The organism is Amycolatopsis sp. NPDC024027 (assembly GCF_040638975.1).
Lineage (GTDB): Bacteria > Actinomycetota > Actinomycetes > Mycobacteriales > Pseudonocardiaceae > Amycolatopsis.
This window is the reverse complement of the sequence record NZ_JBEZYY010000005.1, coordinates 291,710-313,844: the sequence shown is the minus strand read 5'-3', so window position 1 is coordinate 313,844 and position 22,135 is coordinate 291,710. Positions and strand designations below refer to the sequence as shown.

The following is a 22,135-nucleotide window of genomic DNA, read 5'->3' as shown; positions in this document are numbered from 1 at the left end:
CCGCAAAAGGCCTCCTCGCATCTCGCGAGGAGGCCTTTTCCGCGTCCGGCCGTTGACTTGAGACCCACGTCACTGTAACTCTTGAACGAATCAACGCAAGAAACTGACAGCGCACCGGCAAATCGCGGCAGCAGTCAGGAAGCACCCGGTCTCCGCCCGAGTCGTCTCCCTCCTCCCCGGATCAGAGGAACCCCATGAGAACGAAGCGGCTTCTGTCGCGCGCGGCCACCTACGCCGCCCTGTCCCTGCTCCTCGCGGCTCCCGCCGTGGCCGCGAGCGCTGCTCCGGCCGCACCCACCGCCACCGAGGCCGCCGTCCAGGCCGCCGCGGCGACCTACACCGCGAGCAGCCAGCTCGCCGGCTACCCCGTTTCGAACGTCGGCGACGGCAACCAGGCCACCTACTGGGAGAGCGCGAACAACCAGTTCCCGCAGTGGGTCCAGGCCGACCTGGGTACCGCCACGAACGTCGCCCAGCTCGTGCTGAAGCTGCCCGCGAACTGGGAGGCCCGCACCGAGACCATCGGCGTGCAAGGCAGCACGAACGGCACGGGTTTCAGCGACCTGGTCCCCTCGGCGGGCTACCGCTTCGATCCCGCGACGGCCAACACCGTCACCCTGAACCTGACCGCGAACACCCGGTACGTCCGCCTGAACGTCACGGCGAACAGCGGCTGGCCCGCCGCGCAGCTGGCGGAGTTCGAGGTGCACGGCCCCGCCGGCGGTGACACCCAGCCGCCGTCGGCGCCCGCCAACCTCGCCTACACCCAGCCCGCGAGTGGCCAGATCCGGCTCACCTGGTCGGCGTCGACCGACAACACCGGTGTCGCCGGCTACGACGTCTACGCGAACGACCAGCTGCGTGGCAGCGTCGCCGGGAACGTCCTGACCTACACCGACACCCAGCCCGACGGCACCACCGTCTCGTACTTCGTCCGCGCGAAGGACGCCGCGGGCAACCAGTCGGCGAACAGCGCCACCGTGACGCGCACCGGCACCCAGGCCGGCACGAACCTCGCGCTGGGCAAGCCGATCACGGCGTCCTCGACGGAGTGGACGTACGTGGCGGCCAACGCCAACGATGACTCTCCGGCCACGTACTGGGAAGGCGGCGGCGGGACCTACCCGAACCTGCTGACCGTCGCGCTCGGTGCGAACGCCGACCTGAACCAGGTGGTGGTGAAGCTCAACCCCGACCCGGCGTGGGGTCCGCGAACCCAGACGATCGCCGTCGAAGGCCGTGAGCAGAGCGCGTCCGCGTTCACCACCCTCGCCGCCGCGCAGACCTACAGCTTCAGCCCCGCGACCGGCAACTCCGTGACGATCCCGCTCGGCGGCCGCGCCGCCGACGTCCGCCTGCGCGTCACCGCCAACTCCGGTGCGGGCGGCGGGCAGGCCGCGGAGTTCCAGGTCTTCGGCGTCCCCGCACCCAACCCGGACCTGACGATCTCGGGCGTGGCGTGGTCGCCGCAGAACCCCGTGGAGACCGACGCGATCACCGCGTCGGCGACCGTCCGCAACGCCGGGACGGCGGCCTCCGGCGCGACGAACGTCAACCTCTACCTGGGCACGACCAAGGTCGGCACGGCGAACGTCGGCGCGCTCGCGGCCGGCGCGTCGACGACGGTGTCGGCGACCATCGGCACCCGGGACGCCGGCAGCTACCAGCTGACCGCGAAGGTCGACGAGGCCAACGCCGTCATCGAACAGAACGAGGCCAACAACTCCTACACCGCCGCGACGGCGCTCGTCGTCAGCCCGGTGCAGAGCTCCGACCTCGTCGCGGCGACGGCGTGGTCGCCGGGCAACCCCTCGGCCGGGAACACGGTCACCTTCACCACGACCCTGCGCAACCAGGGCACGATCGCGTCCGCGGGCGGCGCCCACGGCGTCACGGTGACGATCACCGACCAGAACGGCACCGTCGTCAAGACGCTGACCGGCAGCTACTCCGGGTCCATCGCCGCCGGCGCCACCGCGCCTCCGGTGACGGCCGGCACCTGGACCGCGGCCAACGGCCGGTACACCGTGAAGACGGTCGTCGCGAACGACGCCAACGAGCTGCCCGTCAAGCAGGGCAACAACACCGGCACGCAGCAGCTGTTCGTCGGCCGGGGCGCGAACATGCCCTACGACACGTACGAGGCCGAAGACGGCGTCGTCGCGGGCGGTGCGGCCGTGGTCGGCCCCAACCGCACGATCGGCGACCTCGCCGGCGAGGCGTCGGGCCGCAAGGCCGTCACGCTGAACTCGACCGGCTCCTCGGTCGAGTTCACCACCCGCGCTGCGACCAACACCCTGGTCACGCGGTTCTCCATCCCGGACGCCGCGGGCGGCGGAGGCATCGACTCGACGTTGAACGTGTACGTGAACGGCACCTTCCTCAAGGCGATCGACCTGACCTCGCACTACGCGTGGCTCTACGGCGCCGAGACCGGCCCGGGCAACTCACCGGGCGCCGGGCCGCGGCACCTCTACGACGAGGCGAGCACGCTGCTCGGCGCCACCGTGCCCGCGGGCAGCCGGATCAAGCTGCAGAAGGATGCCGCGAACACGACGAACTACGCGATCGACTTCGTCAGCTTGGAGCAGGCGGCCGCGAAGGCGAACCCCGACCCGGCGCACTTCGCGGTGCCCGCCGGGTTCACCCAGCAGGACGTCCAGAACGCCCTCGACAAGGTTCGTCAGGACGCGACCCTCACCGGGGTGTACCTGCCGGCCGGGAACTACCCGCTGTCGAGCAAGCTCAACGTCTACGGCAAGGCCGTCACGGTCACCGGCGCGGGGCCGTGGTTCACGAAGTTCTCCGCACCTTCCGGTCAGGAGAACACCGACATCGGCATCGACGTGCAGTCGAGCGCCAACGGGTCGACGTTCAGCGGGTTCGCCGTGTTCGGGAACTACACCTCCCGCATCGACGGCCCCGGCAAGGTGTTCAACCTCACGAACGTCGCGAACCTGACGATCGACGACATCTGGGTGGAGCACCAGGTGGTCATGGTCTGGGGCACCAATGTGGACGACACCACGATCAAGAACTCCCGGATCCGCGACACCTTCGCCGACGGCGTCAACCTCACCAACGGCAGCACGGGCAACCACGTCACCAACAACGAAGCCCGGTCCACCGGTGACGACAGCTTCGCGCTGTTCGCCGCCACGGACCTCAACCCGGGCAACCAGTACGGCAACGTGTTCGAGAACCTGACCGCGCTCACCCCGTGGCGCGCGGCCGGGCTGGCGGTGTACGGCGGGTACGACAACACCTTCCGGAACCTCTACATCGCGGACACGCTGACCTACTCGGCGATCACGATCAGCTCGCTCGACTTCGGCTACCCGTTCCTCGGGTTCGGGCCGCAGCCGACGACGGTCCAGAACGCCTCCCTGGTCCGGGACGGCGGCCACTTCTGGGGCCAGCAGACGTTCCCGGCGATCTGGCTGTTCTCCGCGTCCAAGGAGTTCCGCGGCATCCGGGTGTCCGATGTGGACATCCAGAGCCCGACCTACAGCGGTATCATGTTCCAGACCAAGTACAACGGCGGTCCGGAGCACCCGGTCGAGGACACCGTGCTGACGAACGTGTCGATCACCGGCGCCCACCGCAGCGGGGACGCCTTCGACGCCAAGTCCGGGATCGGGATCTGGGCCAACGAGCTGCCGGAACCGGGCCAGGGCCCGGCCGTCGGCTCGGCGACCTTCACCGGGCTCACCCTGGCCGACAACGCCGAGGACATCCGCAACCGCACGACCACGTTCACCATCAACCGCAGTTGACCGAGTTGGCGCGGGCCCGCCGGGAAGCCGTTCCCGGCGGGCCCGCGCCGTGCCAGGATGACGCCGGAGGTGGTCGACGTGCGGATCCTGGTCACCGGCGGCACCGGAGCTCTGGGCAGTGCGGTGGTGGCCCGGCTGCGGGCGGCGGGCGAGGAGGTCCGCGTGCTGAGCCGCCGGGTCGCCCCGGACGTCGTCCGCGGCGACCTGCGGACCGGCCGTGGCGTCGACAGCGCCGTCGCCGGCGTGGACGTGGTCGTGCACTGCGCCACCGACTACCTCGGGCGGGAAGCGCAGCTCGCGCGCACGCTGGTCGAGGCGGCGCGGTGGGCCGGCGGCCCGCACCTGGTGTACGTCTCGATCGTCGGCGTCGACCGGGTCCCGCTCGGCTACTACCGGGCCAAGCACGAGACCGAGCAGCTGATCGCCGCCTCGGGCCTGCCCCACACGATCCAGCGGGCCACCCAGTTCCACGGCCTGGTCCGCACCCTGCTCGCGGGCGCGTCCCGGCTGCCGGTGGTGCCGGTGCCGCGCATCTCGTTCCAGCCGGTCGACGTCCGGGACGTCGCCCGCCGCCTCGCCGGCCACGCACTGGACGACCCGGCGGGCCGGGCGCCCGACTTCGGCGGCCCGGAGATCCTCTCCGCGACCGAGCTGGCCCAGGCCGTCGCCGAGGCGACCGCGCGGCGCCGGCGGATCGTGCCGCTCAAGGTGCCGGGGGAGACGTTCCGGGCCTACGCCGACGGCGGGCACCTGGCCCCCGGTCACCGCGAAGGCGAGATCACGTTCCGCGAGTACCTGGCCGAGCGAGCCGATCACGGGTAATCGGTCCATTCCGAAGATTCTTGACCACCGGACCGGATAGATCATATGTTTGGCGGGCTTCGCGGCCGTTTTCCGCCCACGCCGAACGGATGACCCATGCCGGAACTGCCTCTCCCGCCGTCGCGGCGGTCCTTCCTCAAACTCGGTGGCGCGGTCGGCGCCGGTGTTGCGCTGGGTGGCCTACGTCCCTTTGCTGCCAACGCCGACGTCGTCCGCCCAGCGGCGGAAGACCTCGCCCCGCCGTCGCCGGCCGGCACCCTGTGGTACCCGGCGCCCGCGAGCGAGTCGAAAATCATCGAACAGGGCCTGCCGATCGGCAATGGTCGGATCGGTGCGCTCGTCGGGGGTGACCCGGCCGCCGACTTCCTCTACCTCGCCGACGCGTCGCTGTGGACCGGCGGCCCCAACGACGTCCTCCAGGACGACGGCCAGTTCCCCTACGACCTCGAGAAGTTCGGCACGCTCGGCCTGCTCGCGAAGCTGCGGATCGCGGTCCCGGCCCACACCGGCGTCACGGACTACCGGCGCACGCTCGACCTCGGCAACGGCCTGGTCGTGATCACCTACCGGTACCAGGGCGTGCAGTACCGCCGCGAGTACTTCGCGAGCCACCCCGACGACGTCGTGGTGGTCCGGCTCAGCGGCGGCCCCGTCACCGGGTCGGTGTCGCTGGAGCCCACGCGCGGCGAAGCGGCGGCCGGTGCCGGAGCGTTCACCGGCGCGTTCGCCAACGGCCTGAAGTACGCCTGCACGGTGACGACGTCGGGCGGGCTGACCTTCAGCGGGAGCAGCGAGGTCGTCGTCGTGCTCAGCGGCGGTACGAACTACGTCCCCGACGCGGCGCGGAAATTCCTCGACGCCTCGCTCGACCCCCTGGTCCTGGCGAAGCGGAAGGCGGCCGCGGCGCTGACCGTGGGCGGCGGGGTCCTGCGGGCGACCCACGTCGCCGACTACCGGCGGCTGTACGACCGGATGAGCGTGGACCTCGGGCAGTCGCCGCCGGCGAAGCGGGCCCTGGACACGTGGTCGCGGCTGGTCGCCCGCCACGACCAGCCGGGCGTGCCCGATCCGGAGCTGGAGGCGAGTTACCTGCAGTTCGGGCGCTACCTGACGATCACCGGCTCGCGCGACGGCCTGCCGATGGGCCTGCAGGGCCTGTGGCAGAACACGAACACGCCGGACTGGATGAGCGACTACCACACCGACATCAACCTCCAGATGAACTACTGGCTGGCCGACCGCGCGGCGCTGCCCGGGAGCTTCACTGCCCTGGCCGGCTACTGCCTCGCGCAGCTTCCCGTGTGGACGGACAGCACGAACCGGCTGTTCAACGACCCGAGGAACCGCTTCCGCAACACGAGCGGGAAGGTGGCCGGCTGGGCGGTCGCGTTCTCCACGAACATCTACGGCGGCTCCGGCTGGTGGTGGCACCCCGGCGGCAACGCGTGGCTGTGCAACTCGCTGTGGGACCACTACTCCTTCACCCAGGACAAGGCCTACCTCGCGCGGATCTACCCGCTGCTGAAGGGGGCCGCCGAATTCTGGGAAGCCCGGCTGATCCCGATGACGGTCGACGGCCGCGAGGTGCTCGTCGACGACCACGACTGGTCGCCCGAACACGGTCCGCAGGACGCCCGCGGGATCACCTACGCGCAGGAGATCGTCTGGGACCTGTTCGAGCACTACCGCGAGGCCACCGCGGTGCTGGGCCGGGACCGCGCCTACGGCGACCGGATCGCCGGGCTGCAGAAGAAGCTGTACCTGCCGAAGGTGAGCCCGTCGACCGGCTGGCTCGAGGAGTGGATGTCGCCGGACAACCTCGGCGAGACCACACACCGGCACCTGTCGCCGCTGATCGGCTTCTTCCCGGGTGATCGCATCGCGGCCGACACGGCCCCGCGCGAGCTGCTCGACGGCGTCCGGGCGTTGCTGATCGCGCGCGGGATGGACAGCTTCGGCTGGGCGACGGCGTGGCGATCGGCGTGCTGGGCGCGGCTCAAGGACGCCGATCGCGCGTACCAGCTGCTGCTCACCGTGCTGCGGCCGTCGGTGGCGAACGGCAACGGCACCGCGCCCAACTTCTTCGACATGTACAGCCAGGGCAGCTACACGATCTTCCAGATCGACGCGAACCTCGGCGCGCCCACGGCCATGCTCGAAATGCTCGTCCACTCGCGCCCCGGGGTGCTGGAGCTGCTCCCGGCGCTGCCGCCGGCGTGGGCGGCTTCGGGCCGGGTGACCGGGATCGGCGCGCGCGGCGGGTTCGAGGTGGACCTCGAATGGCGGGCCGGGAAGGTCACCCGGGCGGTGATCCGCAGCGTCGGCGGCACCCGGCTCGAGGTGCGGGCCGGGACCTGGCGGCGGGCGATCACCCTGCGGCCGGGAGCGTCGGTCACGGTCCGGCCAAGCTGAGATGAGACCTCCGGAAAGAGGGATAGTGTTCAACGACTCTCTTCCGACCGGAGGTGACCGTGAACGTCGTCCTGTGGGGCGCGGCGGGTCTGCTCGCCGTGGTGTACCTGTTCGCCGGGGGCGTGAAGCTCGCGACCCCACGCGAGAAGCTGCTGGAAAACCCGAACATGGGCTGGACGACGGACTTCTCCGAGGCGGCGGTGAAGGGCATCGGCGCGGTCGAGATCCTCGCCGCGTTCGGGCTGATCCTGCCGTGGGCGCTGGACATCGCCCCGGTGCTGACCCCGCTGGCCGCGACCGGGCTGGTGCTCGTCCAGGCCGGGGCGATCGTCGTGCACGCGCGCCGGAAGGAGACCAAGGCGCTGCCGATGAACGTCGTGCTGCTCCTGCTGGCGGCGTTCGTGGCGGCGGGCCGCTTCGCGGGCTAATACCCTGGAGCCCGATGGACGTCGATCTGCGCAAGCTGCGGTATTTCGTGGCGGTCGCCGAAGAACTGCACTTCGGGCGCGCCGCCGCGCGGCTGCACATCGCGCAGCCGGTGCTTTCGCGGCAGATCCGGGCCCTGGAAGGCGAGCTGCGGGCGCAGCTGTTCCGGCGCGACAGGCGGTCGACCGAGCTCACCGCGGCCGGGCGCCAGCTGCTGGAGGACACGCGGCCGCTGCTGGCCTCGGCCGACGCCCTCCGCCGCCGGGTCGCGACGGCCGCGCGCGGTGCCTCGGCGTTCACCGTGGCGTTCATGCCGGGCATCACGGTCACCGGCGCGGTCCGCGAGCTCTCGGCGCGGCAGCCCGGCCTGGCGGTGGAGCTCCTGCGCACGACGTGGGACGACCAGACCGAAGTCCTCCACGACGGCCGCGCCGACGTCAGCGTGATCCGGCTGCCGGTGGACCGGCGCGGGCTCAGCGTCCGGCCGTTGTTCCGCGAGCCGCGCGTGGCCGTGCTGCACGCCGGCCACCGGCTGGCCGGCAAGGAATCGGTGCGGGTCGGCGACCTCGTGGACGAGCACCTGCTCAACGACCCGGACGCGGTGCCCGAGTGGCGCGACATCGCGGTCGAGCTGCGCGAAGGCGCCGCACCGGCGCGGCGGGCGTTCCGGAGCGTGGAGGAGAAGCTCGAGCACGTGGCCGCCGCGCGCGGGATCGCGGTCGTCCCGCGGTCGACATCGGAGTACTACACCCGGCCCGACGTGGTGCGCGTGCCGGTCGAGGACCTGCCGCCGAACGAGGTGTGCCTGGCGTGGGTGTCCGGCCGGCGGTCGCGGGTGATCTTCGAGTTCGCGGAGATCTTCGCGGGCCTGGCCGACGCAGGGGAGAGGACACGATGATCCGCTGGGCGACGTTCGACTGCTTCGGCACGCTGGTGGACTGGCGCCACGGCATCGCCACCGGGCTCGAGCTGCTGTACCCCGGCCGCGGCGCGGAGCTGCTGGAGGTCTACAACCGGTTCGAGCCGCAGGTGCAGGCCGAGGTGCCGGTGCGGCGGTACCGGGAAGTGCTCGCCGAGTCCCTGCGCCGGACCGCGGCCGAAGCCGGGCTGGAGCTGGTGGCGGACGACGCTTCGGTGCTCGGGACCGGGCTGCCGTACTGGCCGGTCTTCCCGGACACCCGGCCGGCGCTGGCCGCGCTGCGGGAAGCGGGCTGGCGGCTCGCATTGCTGACGAACTGCGACCGTGACCTCATCGGCGAGACCCAGCGGCGGCTCGCGGTGCCGATCGACGCGATCGTGACCGCGGAGGACGTCGGCGAGTACAAGCCGGGCCACGGTCACTTCCGGCGGTTCGCGGCGTCCTTCGACGCGACCGCCGCGAACTGGGTGCACGTGGCGCAGAGCCACTTCCACGACATGGTGCCGGCCCAGGCGCTGGGCATCCCGCGCGTGTGGGTCAACCGGCACGCCGGCCCGCAGGACCCGGCGGTGGCGGACGCGGTCCGGCCCGATCTCGGCGGCCTGGCCGAGACGGTCGAGCGGGTGCACGCCGGAGCCCGCTGACCGCCGTCACGGGTGGCGCACCCCGGCCGGGCGCGGCGGGAACACCGCGGCCCACAGCGCCTTCCACGGCTTCGCGGGCTGCCGTTCCCTCGGCGTCTGCAACGCCGGCTCCGGGCGTGTCCCGGCCCGGTAGTCCATTTCCACCTGCACCCAGTCGTGGATCCAGTCGCCTCGCATGGCGGCTCCTTTCGTCGTTGAGCCCACGATCGTCCTGAGGGGTCCGCGCCCGCATCGGGTGAACACGCAGTCCGGCGCCGGCCGGCCCCTTACCCGCTATCGTGACCGGGTGGCCGCGACGACGTTCCTGTTCGTGCCCGGCGACCGGCCCGACCGCTTCGGCAAGGCGCTCGCCAGTGGCGCCGACGTGGTGATCCTCGACCTCGAGGACGCCGTCGCCCCCGCGGCCAAGGACGCGGCGCGCGCGTCGGCGGGCGAGTGGCTGAAGACCCACCGGGCGATGGTCCGGATCAACGCGCCGGGCACGCCGTGGTTCGACGCGGACGCCGAGCTGGTGGCCGCGCGGGGCGTGCCGGTGATGGTGCCGAAGGCCGAGACACCGGGGGTGCTCGCCGGGTTCGGTGCGGTGATTGCCCTCGTCGAGACCGCGCTGGGGGTGGAACGCGCCGGTGAGCTGGCCGCGGTGCCGTCGGTGACGCGGCTGGCGTTCGGCGGCGAGGACCTGGCGGCCCAGCTCGGGGTGGCGCCGGAAGACCGGGAGCCGTTCGCCTACGCGCGTTCGCGGCTGGTGATCGCCTCGGCGGCGGCCGGCCTCGCGCCGCCGGTGGACGGCGTCACCCCGGATCTGGGCGCCGGCTCGCCGCTGGCGGAGGACGTCCGCTCCGCGCGCCGCCTGGGTTTCGGGGGCAAGCTCTGCATCCACCCGACGCAGGTGGCCCCGGCCCGGGCCGGCTTCACACCGACGGAAGCCGAACGCGCCTGGGCCCGCCGGGTCGTGGCGGCGGGGGACGGGGTGTCCGTTGTGGACGGCCGGATGGTGGACAAGCCGGTGCTCGCCCGGGCCCGGCACATCCTGGGGGAGTGAGGCGAACCCGCAGGCCGGCGTGCGCTACACCGCGCCCTGACGCCGCAACACTTCCGCGTCGAAGCCGAACTCCGCCAGCACCGCGTCCGTGTGCTCGCCCAGTGCCGGCACCGGGTCCATCCGCGGCGCCCGGCCCGGGACCGTGATCGGCGGCAGCGTCGCCCGGATCGGCCCGGCCGGCGTGGCGACCTCGGCGAACCGGTCGCGCGCCGTGAGCTGGGGGTGGGCCAGGACGTCCGGCAGGTTCCGGCGGCGGGCGTGCGCGATGCGGCCCGCTCCCAGCCGCGTCTCCAGCTCGGCGCCGGTGAGCTCGGCGAAGATCGCGTCGATCCCGGCTTCCAGGGCGGCCCGGTTCGCCACCCGCGCGCTGCCCGTCGCGAACCGGGCGTCGGTGACCCAGTCCGGGCGGGCGACCGCGTGCTCGCAGAACGCCGCCCACTCGCGGTCGTTCTGGACCGCCAGCACCAGTTCGGTCCCGTCGCCCGCGGTGAAGGTGCCGTAGGGGGCGATCGCGGCGTGGCTGGTGCCCGTCCGCGGTGGCGGTGTTCCGCCGTACCCGGCGTAGTACAGCGGAAAGCCCATCCATTCGACGAGCGAGTCGAACAGGCTGACTTCGAGTTCGGTGCCCAGCCCGGTCCGCTCGCGGTCGTACAGCGCGGAGAGGATGCCGGAGAAGGCGTACATCCCGGCGCCGATGTCCGCGGCCGGGATGCCGCTCTTGGCCGGCTCCGCCGCGGATCCGGTGACCGACACCAGCCCGGCTTCGGACTGGATGAGCAGGTCGTACGCCTTCGCGTCGCGGTACGGTCCGGTGGAGCCGTAGCCCGACACCGAGCACGTGATCAGCCGCGGCCGGGTCGCGCGCAGGGCGGCCGCGCCCAGCCCGAGCCGCTCCGCGACGCCGGGTGCGAAGTTCTGCACGAACACGTCGGCGCGGTCCAGCAGCGCGGCCATGACGTCGGCCGCCGCGTCGCTCTTGAGGTCCAGCGTGACGCTTTCCTTCGACCGGTTCAGCCAGACGAAGTGGCTGGAGAGGCCGTGCACGGTCTCGTCGTAGGCGCGGGCGAAGTCGCCGGTGCCGGGCCGTTCGACCTTGAGCACGCGGGCCCCGAGGTCGGCCAGGTGCCGGGTGGCCAGCGGTGCGGCGACGGCCTGTTCGCACGACACGACGGTGACGCCGTCGAGGGGCAGGGAACGCATGGCCGCATCCTGCCACCCGAGCCGGGCCTGACCGGCGATGCCGGGGAGTGATACGTATCAGTATGCGGGGGTCGAATCTGCTGGAGTTTCGGGCAAAACCGTTGACGACCCCTGGGCGGGCTTGCACTCTGAATCGGATCAGCTGACCCCGGCGACCGGCGAGCGAGGTGCCCGATGGGCAGGGTGCGGCAGGCCGACATCGCGCGCGTGGCGGGGGTTTCCCAGGCGACGGTGTCGGTGGTGCTCGGCGGCAACCGCACGGGCGTCCGGCTGGCGGAGTCGACGCGGCTGCGGGTGCTGGAAGCCGCCCGGCGGCTGGGTTACGCCGATCCGCTGGCGAAGCGGCCGGCGTGCCAAGACCTCTTCGGGATCTGCGCCACCACCCCGGTGTTCGAGGCGCACCAGGCGGTCCTGGCCGGTATCGCGGCGGAGGCGGCCGCGCTCGGCAAGGACCTGATCGTGTTCGCCGCGGCGGGTCCCGCGCTCGTCCGCCGCACCCGGCTCGCCGACGGCTGCCTGTTCCTCGGGGGTCCCGTTCCGCAAGAGCTGCTCACCGGCGGCTTTCCGATCGTCCACATCGGACGCTGTGCCGAGCTCGGCGGCCGCGTTCCGTGTGTCGACGCCGACTACGCGCCGGCCTCGGCCGAAGTGGTTGCCCGGCTGGTGCGGGCGGGCCACCGGCGGATCCGCTACCTGCGCGAGCCGGCCGACACCCCGGCCGCGCGCGAACGCGAACGCGGGATCCGCACCGCGGCCGGCGTCGTGGTCGTCGCCGACGGCACCGGCCTCGCCGAGGCGGCGATCCGCGGCTGGCTCGCCGAAGGCATGACCGCGCTGGTGGTGGACGAGGCCGTCCTCGCCCCGGCGCAGCGGGCCCTGCGGGCGGCCGGGGCCACGGTGCCCGGCGACGTCTCCCTGGCGGTCTTGGGCCGCCCGCCGTCCGGGACGGCCGGCCCGGAGATCAGCGGCTTCGAGGTGCCGCGGCGCGCGCTCGGGCGCGAGGCGGTGCGGCTGCTGGCGTCGGTGGTCGGCACGGGGGCAGGCAGGCATCGGCTGCTCACCTGCCCGCCCGTGGCCGGGGAGACGATCGCTCCCGTCGCCTGAGCCGGCGTCAGGACAGGACGCCGTTGTAGTCGGGCAGTTTGAAGGTCCGCTCGGCGTGCCCGCCGTCGAGGTCGGTGCGGTTGTTGCCGATGTTCGCGACGATGGCGTACCCGGCCTGTTCGATCGCGGTCCGGGCCTTGGTCTTGTTGGCCTGGACCGGGTCGAAGTTGAACAGGGGACGCAGGTGGAGCCCGTCGATCGGGTAGCCGACCGCCTTCAGGTTGCCTTCCGTGGGCCACCGGAGGATTTCGGTGCGGTCGCTGACGAAGAAGACCGCGGCCCCCTTGGCGTGGGCGAACTTGGCGAGCGCCAGGACCGGCTTGACTGCCGGCGTGGTGATCCCGCCGGAGTAGTAGGTCTCCAGGCTGGTGTTGTCGATGTCGAGCACGATCGCGGTCCGGCCGCCCGGGACGGCGAGCCGCTGGTCGAGGTAGTCGGCGGCCGGGGCGGTGACCGCGGTGACGTCCGCGATCCAGGTGGCGTAGGCGGGAGCGGCGGCCGAGACCGCGGCCGGCCCGGCCGCGGAACGGGCATCGGCGGTCCCGGCGCTGCCGAGCAGCAGCAGGACGGAGGAGGCGACGCCGGCGACGGCGAGCCGCGCCTTCGAAGTGGACGACATGGCTGACAGTCCACCAGCCGGCCGCGGCGGAGCGTACCGGCAAGTAGCCGATTTTGTTTCATGTTCGCCGGAGACCGGGAAACCGGGGCGCGCCGAGTCCCCGGGTCGGGCAGGATTCACTCGGGCCGGCCAGGGGAGAACTCCTGGAACGGTGGTTCCGTCCGGCCGCGGTGAAGGATGACGGGGAGTACGACATGGCCACAGCCAGTGAGAGCGCCGCCAAGCTGGCAGTGCTCATCGACGCGGACAACGCGCGGCCGGGGATCACCGAGGCGCTGCTGGCCGAGGTCGCCAAGTACGGCACCGCGCACGTGAAGCGCGCTTACGGCGACTGGACCGGTACGAGCCTGAAAGGCTGGAAAGATCAGCTGCTGGCCCAGTCGATTCAGCCGATCCAGCAGTTCGCCTACACGACCGGCAAGAACGCCACCGACGCGGCGATGGTCATCGACGCGATGGACCTGCTGTATTCCGACCGCTTCGACGGGTTCTGCATCGTCTCCAGCGATTCCGACTTCACCCGGTTGGCGGCGCGTCTGCGCGAATCGGGTCTGACCGTGTACGGCTTCGGTGAACGCAAGACACCCAAACCCTTCGTCGCGGCCTGCGACAAGTTCATCTACGTCGAGAACCTCGGCTATTCCGGCGGCGCGGCCGCGCCGGTCGACTCGGTGCCCGCGCAGAAGCCGTCCGCTCGGGCCGCGCAACTCGCGAGCGACAGCTCGCTGATGGCTGTGCTGCGCAACGCCGCCGAAGCCGCTTCCGACGACGATGGCTGGGCGTCGCTGTCCGCCATCGGCAACATCGTCACGAAGCAACGTCCGGACTTCGACTCCCGCACCTATGGTTACGCCAAGCTCAGTGACTTGATCGCCGCGACCACGCTGTTCGAGATGAGCCGCCGCAGCCCCGGTGAGAGCAAGCCGCCGGTCATTTACGTGCGCGACCGACGACGACGCCCCGGCCAGGTTGCCGCGCCCGAACAGGCCGGGCCGCCGCCTGAGTGAATGCCCGCGCTGATCACACCCGGTTCCCACGGCCAGCGCACCCGGCCATCCGGGTGATAGGAATGGCCGGTGACCGAACCGAACCTGATCGAAGCCGCCGCGGCCGAGGCCGTCACGCTGACCAGTGAGCTCATCCGCATCGACACGACCAACACCGGCGATCCCGACACGCTGGTCGGCGAGCGGGCGGCGGCGGAGTACGTGGCGGAGAAGCTGACCGACGCCGGCTACGAGATCACCTACGTCGAGTCGGGCGGGAAGAACCGGCACAACGTGATCGTCCGGCTGGAAGGCGCCGACCGGTCCCGGGGTGGGCTGCTCATCCACGGCCACCTCGACGCCGTGCCCGCCGACGCCTCGGAGTGGTCGGTCCACCCCTTCTCCGGCGCGGTCCAGGACGACTACGTCTGGGGGCGGGGCGCGGTCGACATGAAGGACATGTGCGGGATGGCGCTCGCGCTGGCCCGGCACTACAAGCTGAACAACGTCGTGCCGCCGCGGGACCTGGTCTTCGCCTTCCTGGCCGACGAGGAGGCCGGGGGCAAGTACGGCGCCCAGTGGCTGGTCGAGAACCGCCCCGAGCTCTTCGAGGGCGTCACCGAGGCGATCAGCGAGGTCGGTGGCTTCTCCATCACGCTCAAGGACGACGTCCGCGCGTACCTCATCGAGACGGCGGAGAAGGGCATCCGCTGGATGAAACTGCGCGTGCGCGGCACCGCCGGGCACGGTTCGATGATCCACCGCGACAACGCGGTGACGAAGCTGGCCGAGGCCGTCGCGAAGCTCGGCAACCACCGGTTCCCGCTCGTGCTCACCGACTCGGTGAAGGAGTTCCTCGCCGGCGTCACCGAGATCACCGGCTGGGACTTCCCCGAGGACGACCTGGAGGGCTCGGTCGCCAAGCTGGGCAACATCTCCCGGATGATCGGCGCGACCCTGCGCGACACCGCCAACCCGACCATGCTCACCGCCGGGTACAAGTCGAACGTCATCCCGTCGGTCGCCGAGGCGGCGGTCGACTGCCGGATCCTGCCGGGCCGCCTGGAGGCCTTCGACCGCGAGCTCGACGAGCTGCTCGGCCCGGACATCGAGAAGGAGTGGATGGAGCTCCCGCCGGTCGAGACGACCTTCGACGGCGCGCTCGTGGACGCCATGACCGCCGCGGTCCTGGCCGAAGACCCGGGCGCGAAGACGCTGCCGTACATGCTGTCCGGCGGCACCGACGCGAAGTCGTTCCAGGAGCTGGGCATCCGCAACTTCGGCTTCGCCCCGCTCAAGCTGCCCGCGGACCTCGACTTCTCGGCGCTCTTCCACGGCGTCGACGAGCGGGTCCCGGTCGAGGCGCTGAAGTTCGGCACCCGCGTGCTGGACCGGTTCCTGCGCACGTCCTGATGACCGGGTTCGCGCTCGCCGACGGCACGCCCCTGCAGGTGATCCGCAGGGGCGACCCGGCCGCGCCGGTGACCGTGGTGTTCGTCCACGGCTACGCGCTCGACCAGCGCAGCTGGGGCCGGATCGCGCCGCTGGTGCCGGACGCCGCCGGCGGGCCGGTGGCGGTGCTGACCTACGACCAGCGCGGCCACGGCGGCTCGGGGCGGGCGCGGCGCGGGACGGCGACCATGGCACAGCTCGGCGACGACCTCGCCGAGCTGCTGGCGCGCGAGGTGCCCGAGGGCCGGATCGTGCTGGTCGGCCACGACATGGGCGGCCTGGCCGTCATGTCGCTGTCGCAACGGCACCCGGACCTGTTCGCCGCACGGGTGGCGGGGCTGGTGCTGCTGGCGACGTCGTCGGGCACGCTCGCCGCGGAGGTGTCGGCGACCTGGCCGAACGCGCTGGGGAAGCTGGTCCGCGACCTCGAGGCGGTGCTCGGCTCGAAGCTGTTCGGCGTCGTGCGGGAGCACACCAGCCGGGCGGTCAGCGCGGGGCTGCGCTGGTGGCTGTTCGGCGACGACCCGGACCCGGACCTGGTCGAACTGACCGTGAAGATGATCCGCGGCAACTGGCCCCACACCGTGTCCGTGTTCCGCCCGGCCATGGACGCCTACGCCCGCGACGCGGCGTTGGCCCAGGTCGCCGGCCTGCCGGTGACGGCGATCGTGGGGGAGCGGGACCGGATCGTCCGTGCGTCCGATGTGGAGCAGTGGGTCCGCGGCCTCGGCAACGGCACCGCCGTGGTGCTGCCCGGCGTCGGGCACGTCGTGCCGCTGGAGGCCGCGGCCCAGGTGCTGCCGCGGATCGTCGCGCTGGTCAACGCGAGCCTGCGGAGCTGAGCTCACCCGGCGCGGGTGCCCGCGGCGAGGAAGATCGGCACCGCGACGAACAGCCGGTCGTCGCGGGCCCGGGCGGCCTGCTCGGCCAGCCAGGCCCCGTCGCCGCCGAGGTTGGCGAGCACCGGCAAGGCCCCGGCGTCGGTCCACACGAGCGCGTGGACTTCGACGGTGACGTCGGTGAACCCGTTGTCCAGCAAAAGGTTCCGGTACCGCCGCGCGATCCGGGGGTGGGGCATGCCGTCCGCGCGCGTGTGGACGATCGAACGGGTGCGCACGGGATCGTCGGAGTCGATCACGATGGTGTCCCAGTCCTGGCCGGTGAGCACCGCGCGGCCGCCCGGGGCCAGGACGCGACGGGCCTCGGCGACGGCGCGCGCGGGGTCGGGCAGGACGTGCAGGACCTTGTCGGCGCGGTAGCCGGTGACCGAGCCGTCGCCGAGGGGCAGAGCGGCGGCGTCGGCGACGTGGAACTCGCCGGCGGGCCAGCGGGCGGCGGCCGTCTCGATCATGGCCGGGTCGGCGTCGACGCCGATGGCCCGCACCCCGCGGGCGGCCAGCTCGCCGACGGCGCGGCCGCCGCCGCAGCCGACGTCGACCACGGCGTCGCCGAGGCCTCGGTAGGTGCGTTCCCGCAGGTCGACGGCTTGCGGGCGGTCGTCGAGGGCGTCAAGGAGCGTGAGCAACGTGGACATGCGGCCCATCCTGCGACTTAATGCCGGGATGAAGTCAATCGGCGAAGTGGCGGCCCGGTTCGGGCTGCCCGCTCACGTACTGCGCTACTGGGAGGCGGAAGGGCTGCTGGCCCCGGCCCGGGTGGGGCCACGGCGTCGCTACACCGAGGCGGATCTGCGCCGGGTGGCCGCCATCCTGGTCGCGAAGGAAGCCGGGTTCGAGCTCGCGGACATCCGGACGATGCTGACCGCGCGGTCCGCGGCGGACCGGGCGGCGATGGCGGCCCGGCAGCGCGAGCGGCTGCGGACCCGGATCGCCCGGGCGCAGGCCGCGCTCGAGCTCCTGGAGGGCGACTGCCCGCACGACGATCTCATGGCGTGCCCCCACTTCCAGGGGCTGCTCGCCGAGCGGCTCGGCCGACAAGAAGCGAATTCTTGACAACTTCTCTGTTCGGCTGGATGCTGGCCCCATGTTTCCCGTGGCGGTGATCGAAGACGCGGCGGCGGCCGAAGTGTCGCTGGACCCGGTCCGCGCCCGGCTGCTGGCCGAACTGGCCGAGCCGGCGTCGGCGACGATGCTCTCCACCCGCGTCGGCCTGCCGCGCCAGAAGGTCAACTACCACCTGCGGGCGCTGGAGAAGCACGGCCTGGTGGAACTGGTCGAAGAACGCCGCAAGGGCAACGTCACCGAGCGGATGATGCGGGCGACGGCGGCCTCGTACGTCATCTCGCCGACGGCGCTGGCCGCGGTCCAGCCGGACCCGGCCCGCTCACCCGACCGGCTCTCGGCGCGGTGGCTGCTCGCCGTCGCCGGCCGGCTGGTGCGCGACGTCGGCGTGCTGATCACCGGCGCGGCGAAGGCCCAGCAGCGCGTCGCGACCTTCGCGCTCGACGGCGAGGTGCGGTTCGCCTCCGCCGCCGACCGGGCCGCGTTCGCCGAGGAGCTCACGACCGCGGTCACGACGCTGGTGGGCAAGTACCACGACGAGACGGCCGAGAAGGGCCGCCGTCACCGGGTGGTCGTCGCCGTGCACCCGAGCGTCCCGGAGGAGTCCTGAAATGGGGCCCGAATTCGAACTGACCGACACCGCCGAGGTCGGCGCCACGCCCGAGCAGGTGTGGGCCGCCATCGCGACCGGTCCCGGCATCGACTCGTGGTTCATGGGCCGCAACGAGGTCGACGGCGGCACCGGCGGCACGGTCCGAGGCGCCTTCGGCGGGTACGAGCCGGAGTACCGGATCCGCGAGTGGGAGCCGCCCGCCAAGCTCGCCTACGGCAGCGGGACCGCGCCGGACGGACGGCGGATCGCCTACGAGTTCCTCGTCGAGGGCCGGGCCGGCGGCAGCTCGGTGATCCGGTGCGTCACCAGCGGTTTCCTGCCCGGCGACGACTGGGAGGACGAGTTCGAGGCGATGACCGCGGGCGGCGCGCTGTTCTTCCGCACCCTGGTCGAGTACGTCACGCACTTCACGGGCCGCACGGCGGTGCCGGTGACGGCGTTCGGCCCGCCGGTGGGGGACTGGGACCAGGCGTGGGCGCGGCTGGGCACGGCCCTCGGCCTGCCGGCGCGGCCCGCCGAAGGCGACCGCGTCCGGATCGAGCCGGGCGGCCGGGACGGCGTCGTCTACCTCGTGAACGACCAGGCCGTCGGCGTCCGCACCGGGGAAGCGATGTACCGCTTCCTGCGCGGCTTCCACGGGCCGATGGTCGCCTCCCACCACGTCTTCACGCCGGGAACCGACCCCGGCACCGAGGAGAAGGCCTGGGGCGAGTGGCTGAAGCGGGTGTTCGGCTAGGTCGGCAGGGCGCCGGGCAGGCTCTGGGCCGTCTTCTTGCGGCGCAGCCAGACCCGGCGCGTCCCGTCGGCGTAGAGCCGCACGGTGCGCAGTTCCCAGCCCGCGAACTCCGCGTGGATGGAGAGCTGGATCGCCGCCGCACGCCGGGACACGCCCGGGGGGAGGTGCAGACGGCGATACTCCCAATCCCCTTCGACCACCGCCTCGCTGACCGCTGTCATGGCTGGATCACCTGGGTCCCTTCTCCGGCGGCCGAGCCGACGATCACCCGGCCGCTCTTCTCGTCCACCCCGACCGAGTCCGGCTGGCGCACGGTGGGGAACCGGTACTTCTCGACGGGCTCGCCGCCGCGGACGTCGAACCCCGCCACTTCGTTGCGTTCGGTGAGCGTCACCCACGCCAGGCTGCGCGTCGCGTCGTAAGCGATCCCGTACGCCCCGCCCGGCACCGGGAACCGCTGCTTCAGGATCAGCGGGGCCGCCGAGAACGCCAGCAGCGCCCCCGCCCGCGCGTCGGTCACCAGCACCCGCCCGTAGGAGTCCGCCACGGCGTTCGCGGCGCCATCGCCCGCCCGCAGTCCCTCGTCGACCTTCCCGCCCGCGACGTCGACCGAGAACACCGCCGTCCGCAGCCGGTCCAGCACCACCACGCCGTTCCCGGTGTCGACCACGTCGTCGGCGCTGTAGAGCTGCCCGCCGATCGTCCGCGCCGGACCCGCCGCCGGCAGCACCCGGATGTCCTTGCCCGCCCCCATCGCGACCAGCCGATCCGCCCCGAACGCGATGCTCGACGCCGGCTGCCCGCCCGTCTTCGTCTCGGTCAGCTTCCGGTCCGGCAACGTCAGCTGCTGCACCACACCCTGATCGGGCTCGGCGATCTCGACCCGCCCCGGCGCCACCGTCAGCCGCGAGACCTTGCCGTATAACGGCATATTCACCGGGGGTGACGCGAGCGCGTCCAGGTCGTAGAGCTGCAAGGCCGCCGGCGAGGAAACCGCAACGACGAGGGTCGAGGTCTTCGCGTCCACGGCGACGGCCGACACCGAGCCCGTCCCGAGCACCTGACCGGCGGGTTTCACGGTCACGGCAGGGGAGACGGCCGGGCGTGCGGCGGTCGGGTTCGCCACGATCTGCAGGTCGTCGGCGGTCGACTTGACCGACGAACAGCCCGAGAGCACGAGGGCACCGGCGAGTGGGAGCGCGATCCACGACACGGCGGCGAGCCGACGCACGTTGCGGCCTCCAGTTGTCCCTCGGCGGACGGTTTTCACCAGCATGCTCCCTGATCCCCGTGTCGTCACGTGCGTGTCACCGAACAGACACCTGGCGCTCACCGCGGCCAGCGTTCGGGGTAGCCGACCTCGATCGCGCTGACGTCGTCGAGCGCGGACCGGATGGCGGGCGGGAGGGTGATGCCCTCCGCCGTCAGCGAGCCGGTGAGCTGGCCGGTGTCGCGCGCGCCGACGACCGGGGCGACGACGCCGGGCCGGTCGCGGACCCAGGCCAGCGCGACGGCCAGCGGGGACGTGCCGAGCCCGTCGGCGGCGGTCGCGACGGCCTGCACGATCCGGGCGGCGCGGTCGGTGCGGTGGTGCTCGACGTAGCCGGCGTAGGCGCTGTTCGCGCCGCGCGAGTCGGCGGGCGTGCCGGTGCGGTACTTGCCGGTCAGGACGCCCCGGCCGAGCGGCGCCCAGGGCAGCAGCCCGATGCCGTGGTGGGCGGCCGCGGGCACGACCTCGCGGTCCACCCCGCGCTCCAGCAGCGAGTACTCGACCTGGGTGGAGACGAGGGGAGCGATGGCCGAGGCGCCCGCGGCGGCGGTGGCCAGCTGCCAGCCCGCGTAGTTCGAGACGCCGACGTAACGGACCTTTCCGCTGGTCACGGCGTATTCGAGAGCGGAGAGCGTCTCGGCGAGCGGGACGCAGTCGTCCCAGGCGTGCAGCTGCCACAGGTCGATGTGGTCGGTGCCGAGCCGTTTGAGCGAGCCGTCGAGCGCGGTCAGCAGCGCCCCGCGCGAGGCACCGCCGCCGAACGGGCCGTCGTCGCGCCGGGCGACCGCCTTCGTGGCCAGGACGACGTCGTCGCGGGGCACGAGGTCGCCGAGCAGCGAGCCGAGCACCCGCTCGCTCTCGCCCTCGCCGTAGATGTCGGCCGTGTCCACCAGGGTGCCGCCGGCGTCGACGAAGGCGACCAGCTGGCTGGCGGCTTCCTCCGCGTCCGTGTCGCCACCCCAGGTCATGGTGCCGAGCGCCATACGGGAGACGCGCAGTCCCGAGCGGCCGAGCAGTCGCTTTTCCACGACCGCCGAGCCTAGTGGGCTGCCCCGTCCGGAGGAGACCAAGGTGAGTCGTGTCGCGATCAAGGCCCCCGTTAGGGTCTGGCCCCGTGCGACTCGGACTGAATCTCGGCTACTGGGGATCGGGGAACGACCCCGCGAACCTGGCCCTGGCGAAACACGCGGAGGACCTCGGGTACGCGGTCGTGTGGGCCGCGGAGGCCTATGGCTCGGACGCGGTCACCGTGCTGTCGTGGATCGCGGCGCGGACGTCGCGGATCGACGTCGGGGCCGCCGTGCTGCAGATCCCGGCCCGCACCCCGGCGATGACGGCGATGACCGCCGCGACCCTCGACACGCTCTCGGGCGGCCGGTTCCGGCTCGGCCTCGGCGTGTCCGGCCCGCAGGTGTCCGAGGGCTGGCACGGCGTCCGCTTCACCTCGCCGGTGGGCCGCACCCGGGAGTACGCCGGGATCGTGCGGGCGGCGCTGCGGCGGGAGCGCGTGAGGTTCGAGGGCGAGCACTTCACGCTGCCGCTGCCGGACGGGCCGGGGAAGGCGCTGCGGCTGACCGTCCGCCCGGCCCGCAAGCACATCCCGCTCTACCTGGCGGCGATCGGACCGAAGAACCTGGAGCTGGCCGGGGAGATCGCCGACGGCTGGCTCCCGGTGTTCTTTTCGCCGGCGCACGCGGGGGAGCAGCTGGCCCACGTCCGCGCCGGTGCCGAGCGGGCCGGGCGCACCCTGGACGGCTTCGACGTCGTCCCGTCGGTGCCGCTGGTGCCCGGCGACGACTGGCTGACCTGCGCGGACGCCGTGCGCGGCTACGCGGCGCTGTACCTCGGGGGGATGGGGAGCAAGGAGAAGAACTTCTACAACCGGCTGGCGTGCCGGATGGGATTCGCGGCCGAGGCCGCCGAAGTGCAGGAGAAGTACCTGGCGGGCGACCGGGCCGGGGCGATGGCGGCGGTGCCGCCGGAGTTCCTCGACGCGACGTCGCTGCTGGGTCCGAAGGAACGGATCGCGGAGAAGATGACGGAATACGCCGAAGCCGGCGTGACCACCCTGTCGGTGTCGCCCTACACGCCGGAGCCGGCCGAGGCGCTGCGCACCGCCGCCGAAGCGCTCGAGCTGGCGGGGGTGGCCTGAC

Annotated in this window: 22 protein-coding genes; 15 read left to right on the top strand and 7 right to left on the bottom strand. The window is 72.5% G+C overall.

Features of this window, described 5'->3' with window-relative positions; all coding sequences use genetic code 11:
* Positions 1-194 precede the first annotated feature (194 nt).
* The 6 genes from AB0F52_RS15850 to AB0F52_RS15825 all read left to right on the top strand — a co-directional run bounded on the left by AB0F52_RS15850 (position 195) and on the right by AB0F52_RS15825 (position 8,999).
* Positions 195-3,776 (top strand): CARDB domain-containing protein, encoded by a 3,582-nt coding sequence (locus AB0F52_RS15850; RefSeq protein ID WP_360170414.1) that lies wholly within the window; start codon positions 195-197, stop codon positions 3,774-3,776.
* Positions 3,777-3,833: 57 nt separating this feature from the next.
* Positions 3,834-4,598 (top strand): NAD(P)H-binding protein, encoded by a 765-nt coding sequence (locus AB0F52_RS15845; protein WP_360170411.1) that lies wholly within the window; start codon positions 3,834-3,836, stop codon positions 4,596-4,598.
* A 96-nt stretch (positions 4,599-4,694) separates the two neighbouring features.
* Positions 4,695-7,010 (top strand): glycoside hydrolase N-terminal domain-containing protein, encoded by a 2,316-nt coding sequence (locus tag AB0F52_RS15840; protein WP_360170408.1) that lies wholly within the window; start codon positions 4,695-4,697, stop codon positions 7,008-7,010.
* Positions 7,011-7,069: 59 nt separating this feature from the next.
* A complete protein-coding gene (locus AB0F52_RS15835) occupies positions 7,070-7,438 on the top strand; it encodes a DoxX family protein (protein ID WP_360170405.1) in 369 nt (122 codons plus the stop codon).
* Positions 7,439-7,452: 14 nt separating this feature from the next.
* Positions 7,453-8,334: a LysR substrate-binding domain-containing protein gene (locus AB0F52_RS15830; protein WP_360170402.1), complete on the top strand. Its 882-nt coding sequence runs from the start codon at positions 7,453-7,455 to the stop codon at positions 8,332-8,334.
* Positions 8,331-8,999, top strand: a complete 669-nt coding sequence (locus AB0F52_RS15825) for an HAD family hydrolase (protein WP_360170399.1) — start codon at positions 8,331-8,333, stop codon at positions 8,997-8,999. Before AB0F52_RS15830 ends, AB0F52_RS15825 begins: the two co-directional genes overlap by 4 nt.
* A gap of 6 nt (positions 9,000-9,005) precedes the next feature.
* On the opposite strand, the gene AB0F52_RS15820 is transcribed toward AB0F52_RS15825, so the two are convergent.
* On the bottom strand, positions 9,006-9,176 hold the full coding sequence (locus AB0F52_RS15820; RefSeq protein WP_285991687.1) for a hypothetical protein: 171 nt from the start codon (positions 9,174-9,176) through the stop codon (positions 9,006-9,008).
* Positions 9,177-9,285: 109 nt separating this feature from the next.
* Between AB0F52_RS15820 and AB0F52_RS15815 the strand changes: the two genes are divergently transcribed.
* Positions 9,286-10,041, top strand: a complete 756-nt coding sequence (locus AB0F52_RS15815) for a CoA ester lyase (RefSeq protein ID WP_360170396.1) — start codon at positions 9,286-9,288, stop codon at positions 10,039-10,041.
* 24 nt (positions 10,042-10,065) lie between these two features.
* On the opposite strand, the gene AB0F52_RS15810 is transcribed toward AB0F52_RS15815, so the two are convergent.
* Positions 10,066-11,241, bottom strand: a complete 1,176-nt coding sequence (locus tag AB0F52_RS15810) for a CaiB/BaiF CoA-transferase family protein (protein ID WP_360170393.1) — start codon at positions 11,239-11,241, stop codon at positions 10,066-10,068.
* Between the two features lie 174 nt (positions 11,242-11,415).
* Between AB0F52_RS15810 and AB0F52_RS15805 the strand changes: the two genes are divergently transcribed.
* Positions 11,416-12,345 (top strand): LacI family DNA-binding transcriptional regulator, encoded by a 930-nt coding sequence (locus AB0F52_RS15805; protein WP_360170390.1) that lies wholly within the window; start codon positions 11,416-11,418, stop codon positions 12,343-12,345.
* 7 nt (positions 12,346-12,352) lie between these two features.
* On the opposite strand, the gene AB0F52_RS15800 is transcribed toward AB0F52_RS15805, so the two are convergent.
* Positions 12,353-12,964: an HAD family acid phosphatase gene (locus AB0F52_RS15800; protein WP_360170387.1), complete on the bottom strand. Its 612-nt coding sequence runs from the start codon at positions 12,962-12,964 to the stop codon at positions 12,353-12,355.
* A gap of 194 nt (positions 12,965-13,158) precedes the next feature.
* Between AB0F52_RS15800 and AB0F52_RS15795 the strand changes: the two genes are divergently transcribed.
* The 3 genes from AB0F52_RS15795 (at position 13,159) to AB0F52_RS15785 (ending at position 16,244) form a co-directional block, all read left to right on the top strand.
* Entirely contained in the window at positions 13,159-13,971 is an 813-nt protein-coding gene (locus AB0F52_RS15795) for an NYN domain-containing protein (protein ID WP_360170384.1), read from the top strand.
* 69 nt (positions 13,972-14,040) lie between these two features.
* Complete coding sequence (locus AB0F52_RS15790; RefSeq protein WP_360170381.1) at positions 14,041-15,363, top strand: M20/M25/M40 family metallo-hydrolase; 1,323 nt, start codon at positions 14,041-14,043, stop codon at positions 15,361-15,363.
* Positions 15,363-16,244, top strand: coding sequence for an alpha/beta hydrolase (locus AB0F52_RS15785; protein WP_360170378.1), 882 nt, complete (start codon positions 15,363-15,365; stop codon positions 16,242-16,244). The genes AB0F52_RS15790 and AB0F52_RS15785 overlap by 1 nt, the downstream gene beginning before the upstream one ends.
* Before the next feature lie 2 nt (positions 16,245-16,246).
* Here AB0F52_RS15785 and AB0F52_RS15780 read toward each other — a convergent pair whose 3' ends face one another.
* Positions 16,247-16,936, bottom strand: a complete 690-nt coding sequence (locus tag AB0F52_RS15780) for a methyltransferase domain-containing protein (protein WP_360170375.1) — start codon at positions 16,934-16,936, stop codon at positions 16,247-16,249.
* A 28-nt stretch (positions 16,937-16,964) separates the two neighbouring features.
* On the opposite strand from AB0F52_RS15780, the gene AB0F52_RS15775 reads away from it, so the two are divergent.
* From AB0F52_RS15775 to AB0F52_RS15765, 3 genes are read left to right on the top strand one after another with little or no spacing between them, the layout of a single operon-like run.
* Entirely contained in the window at positions 16,965-17,354 is a 390-nt protein-coding gene (locus AB0F52_RS15775; protein WP_360170372.1) for a MerR family transcriptional regulator, read from the top strand.
* Positions 17,355-17,385: 31 nt separating this feature from the next.
* The gene (locus AB0F52_RS15770) at positions 17,386-17,973 is read left to right on the top strand and encodes a helix-turn-helix domain-containing protein (RefSeq protein ID WP_360170369.1); all 588 of its coding nucleotides are present in this window, start codon (positions 17,386-17,388) and stop codon (positions 17,971-17,973) included.
* Position 17,974: 1 nt separating this feature from the next.
* Entirely contained in the window at positions 17,975-18,712 is a 738-nt protein-coding gene (locus AB0F52_RS15765) for an SRPBCC domain-containing protein (RefSeq protein WP_360170366.1), read from the top strand.
* Here the strand turns inward: AB0F52_RS15765 and AB0F52_RS15760 are convergent.
* The 3 genes from AB0F52_RS15760 to AB0F52_RS15750 all read right to left on the bottom strand — a co-directional run bounded on the left by AB0F52_RS15760 (position 18,709) and on the right by AB0F52_RS15750 (position 21,010).
* Entirely contained in the window at positions 18,709-18,933 is a 225-nt protein-coding gene (locus AB0F52_RS15760) for a DUF5703 family protein (protein WP_004561940.1), read from the bottom strand. The two genes, AB0F52_RS15765 and AB0F52_RS15760, sit on opposite strands and share 4 nt — an antisense overlap.
* Complete coding sequence (locus AB0F52_RS15755) at positions 18,930-19,943, bottom strand: hypothetical protein (RefSeq protein WP_360170363.1); 1,014 nt, start codon at positions 19,941-19,943, stop codon at positions 18,930-18,932. The genes AB0F52_RS15760 and AB0F52_RS15755 overlap by 4 nt, the downstream gene beginning before the upstream one ends.
* Before the next feature lie 98 nt (positions 19,944-20,041).
* Entirely contained in the window at positions 20,042-21,010 is a 969-nt protein-coding gene (locus AB0F52_RS15750) for an aldo/keto reductase (protein ID WP_360170360.1), read from the bottom strand.
* An 86-nt stretch (positions 21,011-21,096) separates the two neighbouring features.
* Between AB0F52_RS15750 and AB0F52_RS15745 the strand changes: the two genes are divergently transcribed.
* Complete coding sequence (locus AB0F52_RS15745; protein WP_360170357.1) at positions 21,097-22,134, top strand: LLM class F420-dependent oxidoreductase; 1,038 nt, start codon at positions 21,097-21,099, stop codon at positions 22,132-22,134.
* Position 22,135 lies beyond the last annotated feature (1 nt).